This is a genomic window from Mycobacteriales bacterium, from assembly GCA_036497565.1.
Taxonomy (GTDB): domain Bacteria; phylum Actinomycetota; class Actinomycetes; order Mycobacteriales; family QHCD01; genus DASXJE01.
Map to the genome: position 1 here is coordinate 21,406 of DASXJE010000132.1, position 7,527 is coordinate 28,932.

The following is a 7,527-nucleotide window of genomic DNA, read 5'->3' on the forward strand; positions in this document are numbered from 1 at the left end:
GGTGGTTCAGCGGTCGTAGTCGAGCGTCACCTCGGCCGTGACCGGGTGCGACTGGCAGGTCAGCACGAACCCGGCTGCGACCTCGTCGTCCTCGAGCGCGTAGCACTGCTCCATCTCGACCTGTCCCGTGACGAGTTGCGCCCGGCAGGTGCCGCACACACCTCCTTTGCAGGCGTACGGCGCGTCGCCGCGGACCCGCAGGACCGCGTCGAGGATCCGGTCTCCGTCCCGCTCGACGGGGACCTTTGTCGTCCGGCCGTCGAGGATCACGGTCACCTCGCTGGTCGGCCGGTCGCCGCTCTCGTCCGGGGCACGACGCGGCGGCGGGGGTGCGTCCTCGACGTGGAAGAGCTCGAAGTGCACATGGTGCGGGTCCACGCCGCGGCCGGTCAGCACCGGACGGACCGCCTCGACCATCGCAAACGGGCCGCACAGAAACCATTCGTCGACGTCCCCCGGAGGTAGCAGGGTGTCGAGCAGGCGTTCGAGTTTTGCACCCTCGATCCGGCCCTCGAAGAGCGGCACGTCCTGCGTCTCACGGGAGAAGACGTGCACGAGGTGCAGCCGGTCGGGATAGCGGTCCTTCAGGTCGGCCAGCTCGTCGAGGAACATCACCGTGCGGGCGTTGCGGTTGCCGTAGAGCAGGGTGAAGCGGCTCTCCGGCTCGGCGGCCAGGATGGTCGACAACAGCGAGAGCACGGGCGTGATGCCGCTGCCGGCGGCGATCGCGGCGTAGTGCTTGGTGTGGGACTCATCCAGCTGCGTCGAGAACGTGCCCGTCGGGGTGAGTACGTCGATCACGTCGCCAGCGCGGAGCGTCCCGTTCACGTAGGACGAGAACGCCCCGCCGGGGAGCGCCTTGACGGCGACCCGGAGCTTGCCGCCGCCGGCCGGTGCGCAGATCGAGTAGTTGCGCCGTACCTCCGCGCCGTCGAGGTCGGTCCGCAACGTCAGATGCTGGCCGGCGGTGAAGTCGAAGTCCGCCCGGCACTCCGGCGGGACGTCGAACGTCACGGTCACCGCGTCGTCGGTCAGTCTCTCCACAGTGGACACGGTCAGCTTGTGAAATACCGGTGTACGGCGACCCGTGGCCACTAGAGCGCCTTGAAATGGTCGAACGGCTCCCGGCACGACGAGCAGACGAAGAGCGCCTTGCAGGCGGTTGAACCGAAGTGCGCGACCTCACGGGTGTCGAGCGAGCCGCACTGCGGGCAGCGCACCGACAGTGCGACGGCGACCGCACCGCGCTGTCCCACCGATCCCGGCGGCGGAGCGATGCCGAAATCGGCGAGCTTGCGGCGACCGGCGTCACTCATCCAGTCGGTCGTCCACGCCGGCGCCAGCACCGTGCGCACCTCGACGTCGTCGACGCTGATTCCGGCAAGGGCGGTAACGATGTCGGACCTGATCGCATCCATCGCGGGGCAGCCGGAGTAGGTGGGCGTGATGGTGACGACGGCGCGGCCCGCCGCCGGGTCGTAGGTGACATCGCGCAGCACGCCGAGGTCGGCGATGGTCAGCACCGGCACCTCCGGGTCGGGGACCGCGCTCGCCGTGGCGCGGACCTCCTCGACAGTGGTCACCACGTCGCCCCCGGGTGGGCGCGATGCAGATGTTGCATCTCGGCGAGCAGATAGCCGAACGCCTCGGAGTGAATGCCGCGGCGTCCGCCGGTCATCCGCGGCCCGGTCTCGGGCCGGTCGAGCGTCGCGCGCCGCAGCACGTCGTCCACCGTCGACTGCCACGAGGGCCGGAACGTCGACGGGTCGACCGCGACACCGTCGGCCGCGAGGCGCCGTAGCAGAGGATCGGTCTCGAAGAGCTCGTCGACGAACGGCCACACCAGCTCGAGCCCCGCCCGCATCCGGTCGTGGCTCTCCGGAGTCCCGTCGCCGAGGCGCAGGGTCCATTGCACGGCGTGATCGTGGTGGTAGGCGACCTCCTTCGCGGCCTTCGCCGCGATCGCGGCGAGGGTGTCGTCGGCGGAGTCGCAGAGCGCGTCGTAGAGCAGCAGCTGATAGGTCGAGAAGCACAGCTGGCGGGCGATCGTGACGGCGAAGTCGCCGTTGGGCAGTTCCACCATCTGGCAATTGAGGAAGTCGCGTTCGTCGCGCAGGTAGGCGAGGTCGTCCTCGGTACGGGCGCTGAACGAGCCGGCGTAGCCGAGCAGCGTGCGAGCCTGGCCGAGCAGGTCGAGCGCGATGTTGGTCAGCGCGACGTCCTCCTCGAGTTCCGGTGCGCGGCTGGCCCACTCCGACAGCCGCTGGGCGAGGACGAGCGCGTCGTCCCCGAGCCGCAGCGCGTAGGTGGCGACGTCGTCCGCGGCCCCTGTCACAGGTGCTGCACCTCGTCGGGGATGTCGTAGAACGTCGGGTGCCGGTAGATCTTGTCCGCGGCGGGATCGAAGAACGCGTCACGCTCGTCCGGCGACGACGCCGTGATCGCGGCGGCCGGCACCACCCAGATCGACACGCCCTCCTGCCGGCGGGTGTAGACGTCGCGGGCGTTGCGCAGCGCGAGTTCCGCATCGGGTGCGTGCAGGGAACCGACGTGGTTGTGTGACAGACCGCGCCGGCCGCGGACGAAGACCTCCCACAGCGGCCAGTCCCGGCTCTCGCTCATGCCGCCGCCTCCGCCCGGCGCTTGTCGGCGTACGCCGCCGCAGCCTCGCGCACCCATTCACCGTCGGTGTGGGCGGCGACCCGGTGGGCGAGTCGCTGCGTGTTGCACGGACCCTGACCCTTCAGTACGGCGGTGAACTCGGCCCAGTCGGGCTCGCCGAAGTCGTGGTGACCGCGGTCGGCGTTCCAGCGCAGCAGCGGATCGGGCAGCGTCAGACCGAGCACCTCGGCCTGCGGCACGCAGATGTCGATGAACTTCTGCCGTAGGTCGTCGTTGGAGAAGCGCTTGATCCGCCAGGCCATCGACTGTTCGGAGTGGGTCGATTCGGAATCCGGCGGCCCGAACATCATCACCGACGGCCACCACCACCGGTCGACCGCGTCCTGGGCCATCGCGTGCTGTTCCGGCGTACCGCGGGACAGGGTCAGCAGGATCTCGAAGCCCTGACGCTGGTGGAAGGACTCCTCCTTGCAGATCCGCACCATCGCCCGCGCGTAGGGGCCGTAGGAACACCGGCACAGCGGGACCTGGTTGGTGATGGCCGCTCCGTCGACCAGCCAGCCGATCGCGCCGACGTCGGCCCAGGTGAGCGTGGGGTAGTTGAAGATCGAGGAGTATCGCTGCCGACCTGAGTTGAGCTTGTCGAGCAGCTCGGCCCGGTCTACGCCCAGGGTCTCCGCGGCCGAGTAAAGGTAGAGCCCGTGGCCGGCCTCGTCCTGGACCTTGGCCATGAGGATCGCCTTGCGCTTGAGGCTCGGCGCCCGGGTGATCCAGTTGCCTTCCGGCTGCATGCCGATGATCTCGGAGTGCGCGTGCTGGGCGATCTGGCGGACCAGCGTCGCCCGGTAGGCGTCGGGCATCCAGTCCCGCGGCTCGATCCGGCCGTCGTCAGCGACCAGCTCGTCGAATGCGGCCTGGGAATCGTCGGCCATGTCCGACCTCCAAGGGGCTTTACCGACCGAACGTTCGGTTCCTAGTATGGGCGGATGGCCCCCGCAGCGTCAACATCGCGCCGTCACACCGCCGACTCGCTGCTTGCGGTCGCGGTGGCCGAGTTCACCGAGCGGGGCTACGACGGCACCAGCATGGAGGATCTGGCCAGGGCGGCAGGGATCACGAAGTCGTCGATCTACCACCACGTGAGCGGCAAGGAGGCGCTGCTGAAACGGGCGCTCGACCGGGCGCTGGACGCGCTCTTCGCGGTCACCGAGGAGCCCGCGGCGCATGAGGGCCCGGCGATCGACCGGCTCGATCACGTCGTACGCCGCAGCGTCGAGGTGCTGGTCGACGAGCTGCCCTATGTGACGCTGCTGCTCCGCGTGCGGGGCAACAGCGCGACCGAACAGGAGGCGCTCGACCGCAGGCGGACCTTCGACCGCTTCGTCGGCCGACTGGTCGCCGACGCCCGCCGCGACGGCGCGGTCCGCACCGACCTCGACCCGGCCTTGACCACCCGGCTGGTGTTCGGTTTGGTCAACTCCATCGCCGAGTGGTACCGACCCGGTCGCGGGCTGGCGGCCGGACGTCTCGCCGACGCGGTCGCCGACCTGGTGATGCGCGGGCTGCTCGCCGACAAGGGTTAGCCGCACTCAGCTGGGAGGGACCGTGCTCGACCTCACGCCCCGGCCGGGCGAGCTCGACCCGATCGAGACCGCATCGCGCGACGAGCTCGCGGCTCTGCAATTCGACCGCCTCCGGCAGACGCTGCACCGCGCCTACGAGCACGTACCGCACTACCGGCACGCCTTCGACGCCGCAGGAATCCACCCGGACGACTGCCGCGGTCTCGACGACCTCCGCGGCTTTCCGCTGACGACCAAGCAGGATCTGCGTGCCAACTACCCGTTCGGCATGCTCGCCGTACCGCGCGAAAAGCTGCGTAGGGTGCACGCCTCCAGCGGGACGACCGGCCAACCGACGGTCGTCGGCTACACCGCCGGCGACATCGCCACCTGGGCCGAGGTGATGGCCCGGTCGATCCGCGCTTCGGGCGGCCGGCCTGGTGATCTCGTGCATATCGCCTACGGCTACGGGCTTTTCACCGGAGGGCTGGGCGCCCACTATGGCGCGGAACGCCTGGGCTGCACGGTCGTCCCGGTGTCGGGCGGCATGACCGAGCGGCAGGTGCGGCTCATCCGCGACTTCCGGCCGGACGTCATCATGGTGACCCCGTCGTACATGCTGGCGATCCTCGATGAGATGGCGCGGCAGGGCATCGACCCGGGCGACAGCTCGCTCAAGGTCGGCATCTTCGGGGCGGAACCGTGGACCGAGGACATGCGCCGGGAGATCGAGGCGCGCCTGGACATGCACGCGGTCGACATCTACGGGCTGTCGGAGGTCATGGGCCCGGGCATCGCGAACGAATGCGTCGAGACCAAGGACGGCCTGCACGTCTGGGAGGACCACTTCTACCCGGAGGTCATCGATCCGGTGACCGGCGCGTCGTTGCCCGACGGCGAACTGGGGGAGCTCGTGCTCACCTCGCTGACCAAGGAGGCGATGCCGATCATCCGTTACCGGACCCGCGACCTGACCCGGCTGCTGCCCGGCACCGCGCGCACCATGCGCCGGATGGAGAAGGTCACCGGGCGGACCGACGACATGATCATCCTGCGCGGGGTGAACCTCTTCCCGACCCAGATCGAGGAGTTGATCCTGCGTACGCCGGGGCTGGCGCCGCACTTCCAGCTGGTGTTGACCCGGCCGGGCCGGATGGACGAGATGACGGTGCGGGTGGAACGGCGCCCGGACGCCGCGGCCGACACCGACGCCGGGGCCCGGCTGGCCGGGTTGGTCAAGGCCGCGATCGGGGTCTCCGCCCGGGTCGAGGTCGTCGAGCCGGAGGGGATCGAACGATCCCTCGGCAAGGCGCGGCGGATCGTCGACAATCGACCCATCTGAGCAGATTGCCGCGCGGGCGGCGGTTAGGCTCGGACGACTCTTGCCGATCGGAGCCCGATCATGCCGCAGCGCGCCACGACGTCCCGCGTCGTGGACACGGCGATCTCGATCCGCCGGTGGCTCCGCGCGCACGTGTCCAACCGGCTGGGTCGGTGGAGCGGCCGGATCGTCGTCGCTCTCGTCGGTGCCCTGCTCGGGCTGCTGCTCGGCGCCAACGTCACCCACGACGTCGGGCCATTCCAGGCCCGGCTGTCACTCTCGCCGACCACCGAGGGGGCGGCGGTGGTCCAGGTGCCGCCGCTGGGCACGCTGACGCTGCACGCCTACGACGGCCCGATCGGGATCCGGATCAACCTCACCCAGCTGCGCCAGGCCGAGGCGCAGCGTCTGCTGAGCGACCCGGCGAGGCTGGCCGGGATCGGCGATCAGGCCGCCGCCGACGTCAAGGCGGCGCTCGTGCGGCTGGTGATCGTCTCGGTCGTCGTCGCCATCCTCGGCGCCGCAGTGCTCGGCCTGGTGGTGTTCCGCCGACGGCGGGAGGCCTTTGTCGCCGGCGGGGTCGCGGTGGTGCTGCTGGCGTGCGTCGGCGGCACGGCCGCGGCGACCTGGGACCCGGAGAAGCTCACCGAACCGACGTACACCGGGCTGCTCGCGAACGCCCCGGCGGTGGTCGGCGACGCCCGCAACATCGTCAGCCGGTTCGACGTCTACCGCGAGGAACTGGCCGGACTGATCACCAACGTGAGCCGGCTCTACACCGCCGTGTCGACCCTGCCCACCTTCGCGCCGGCGTCGTCGACGATCCGGGTGCTGCACGTGTCGGACCTGCACCTCAACCCGGCCGCGTTCAAGGTCATCGCGTCGGTGGCCAAGCAGTTCAAGGTCAACTTCATCGTCGACACCGGCGACCTGGTCGAATGGGGGAGCCCGCCGGAGGCGAGGTACGCCGGGCAGATCGCCGGTCTGCACCTGCCCTACGTCTTCATCCGGGGTAACCACGACTCGGCGAGCACCGCCGCGGCGGTCGCCGGGCAGCCGAACGCGATCGTGCTCAACGGCACGAAACCGGTGACCGTCGACGGACTCTCCATCATCGGCACCCGCGACCCGCGCTTCACCCCGGACAAGGTCACCCGCGACGACACGGCCTCGGCGGAGAAGGTGCAGTCTGCGGGGCGCCAGCTGGCGGCACTCGCCGAACGGATGCGGGCACCGCCGGACATCACGATGGTGCACGACCCGCTCTCCGCGCTGCCGCTGAAGGACAAGGTGCCCCTGGTGCTGGCCGGGCACCTGCACAAGCGGGTCGCCGAGCGGCTCGGCCGCACCCTGGTGCTGGTCGAGGGGTCGACCGGCGGAGCCGGGCTGCGCGGCCTGCAGGGGGAGAAGCCGACGCCGCTGGAGTGCTCGGTGCTCTACTTCGACGCCGCCACCCACAAGCTGCAGGCCCACGACGACATCACGCTCGGCGGGCTCGGCGAGACCGAGGCGACGATCCAGCGGCACCTGGTCGGAGGCGAGCCGCAGGCGACCCACTGAACCGGCCCCTTGAGCCGGCCCTTTGAGCTTGCACCGACACCCGCCGGTAGCGCTTTGCCCAGGGTCCGTGGCGTCCCGTATGCTGATCCGGCTCCCGGCGTAATGGACGTATGGGGCGTGCCCGTGGGATCCGGCCGGTGTGCAAGCATGGTGCCGGGTCTCCGGATCCACTGCCCTCATCGTCTAGAGGCCCAGGACGCCGCCCTTTCAAGGCGGTAGCACGGGTTCGAATCCCGTTGGGGGCACGTGGTCGAGCATGGCCCCGTAGCGCAGTTGGTTAGCGCGCCGCCCTGTCACGGCGGAGGTCGCGGGTTCGAGTCCCGTCGGGGTCGCTCATTCCCACCTGGGATGAGGGGCAGGTAGCTCAGTCGGTACGAGCGTCCGCCTGAAAAGCGGAAGGTCGGCGGTTCGATCCCGCCCCTGCCCACCACACCTGACCTGCGGAAACGCGGTCACGGCTGC

At 70.1% G+C, this 7,527-nt stretch carries 8 protein-coding genes and 3 tRNA genes; 6 read left to right on the forward strand and 5 right to left on the reverse strand.

What is annotated here, in order from left to right; all coding sequences use genetic code 11:
• Positions 1 to 6: 6 nt before the first annotated feature.
• The 5 genes from paaE to paaA are packed head-to-tail and all read right to left on the reverse strand — an operon-like array spanning position 7 to position 3,554.
• Positions 7 to 1,131 (reverse strand): 1,2-phenylacetyl-CoA epoxidase subunit PaaE, encoded by a 1,125-nt coding sequence (gene paaE / locus VGH85_11470; GenBank protein ID HEY2174419.1) that lies wholly within the window; start codon positions 1,129 to 1,131, stop codon positions 7 to 9.
• A complete protein-coding gene (gene paaD / locus VGH85_11475; GenBank protein HEY2174420.1) occupies positions 1,095 to 1,583 on the reverse strand; it encodes a 1,2-phenylacetyl-CoA epoxidase subunit PaaD in 489 nt (162 codons plus the stop codon). The genes paaE and paaD overlap by 37 nt, the downstream gene beginning before the upstream one ends.
• The gene (gene paaC / locus VGH85_11480; protein HEY2174421.1) at positions 1,580 to 2,335 is read right to left on the reverse strand and encodes a 1,2-phenylacetyl-CoA epoxidase subunit PaaC; all 756 of its coding nucleotides are present in this window, start codon (positions 2,333 to 2,335) and stop codon (positions 1,580 to 1,582) included. The genes paaD and paaC overlap by 4 nt, the downstream gene beginning before the upstream one ends.
• Positions 2,332 to 2,622: a 1,2-phenylacetyl-CoA epoxidase subunit PaaB gene (paaB, locus tag VGH85_11485; GenBank protein ID HEY2174422.1), complete on the reverse strand. Its 291-nt coding sequence runs from the start codon at positions 2,620 to 2,622 to the stop codon at positions 2,332 to 2,334. The genes paaC and paaB overlap by 4 nt, the downstream gene beginning before the upstream one ends.
• A complete protein-coding gene (gene paaA, locus VGH85_11490; GenBank protein ID HEY2174423.1) occupies positions 2,619 to 3,554 on the reverse strand; it encodes a 1,2-phenylacetyl-CoA epoxidase subunit PaaA in 936 nt (311 codons plus the stop codon). The genes paaB and paaA overlap by 4 nt, the downstream gene beginning before the upstream one ends.
• A gap of 54 nt (positions 3,555 to 3,608) precedes the next feature.
• On the opposite strand from paaA, the gene VGH85_11495 reads away from it, so the two are divergent.
• The 6 genes from VGH85_11495 to VGH85_11520 all read left to right on the forward strand — a co-directional run bounded on the left by VGH85_11495 (position 3,609) and on the right by VGH85_11520 (position 7,495).
• Positions 3,609 to 4,205: a TetR/AcrR family transcriptional regulator gene (locus tag VGH85_11495; protein ID HEY2174424.1), complete on the forward strand. Its 597-nt coding sequence runs from the start codon at positions 3,609 to 3,611 to the stop codon at positions 4,203 to 4,205.
• 22 nt (positions 4,206 to 4,227) lie between these two features.
• A complete protein-coding gene (paaK, locus tag VGH85_11500) occupies positions 4,228 to 5,526 on the forward strand; it encodes a phenylacetate--CoA ligase PaaK (protein HEY2174425.1) in 1,299 nt (432 codons plus the stop codon).
• 60 nt (positions 5,527 to 5,586) lie between these two features.
• On the forward strand, positions 5,587 to 7,065 hold the full coding sequence (locus tag VGH85_11505) for a metallophosphoesterase (protein ID HEY2174426.1): 1,479 nt from the start codon (positions 5,587 to 5,589) through the stop codon (positions 7,063 to 7,065).
• Between the two features lie 172 nt (positions 7,066 to 7,237).
• Positions 7,238 to 7,310: transfer RNA gene (locus tag VGH85_11510), tRNA-Glu, on the forward strand.
• A 13-nt stretch (positions 7,311 to 7,323) separates the two neighbouring features.
• Positions 7,324 to 7,397: transfer RNA gene (locus VGH85_11515), tRNA-Asp, on the forward strand.
• 21 nt (positions 7,398 to 7,418) lie between these two features.
• A tRNA-Phe gene (locus VGH85_11520) sits at positions 7,419 to 7,495 on the forward strand.
• Positions 7,496 to 7,527 lie beyond the last annotated feature (32 nt).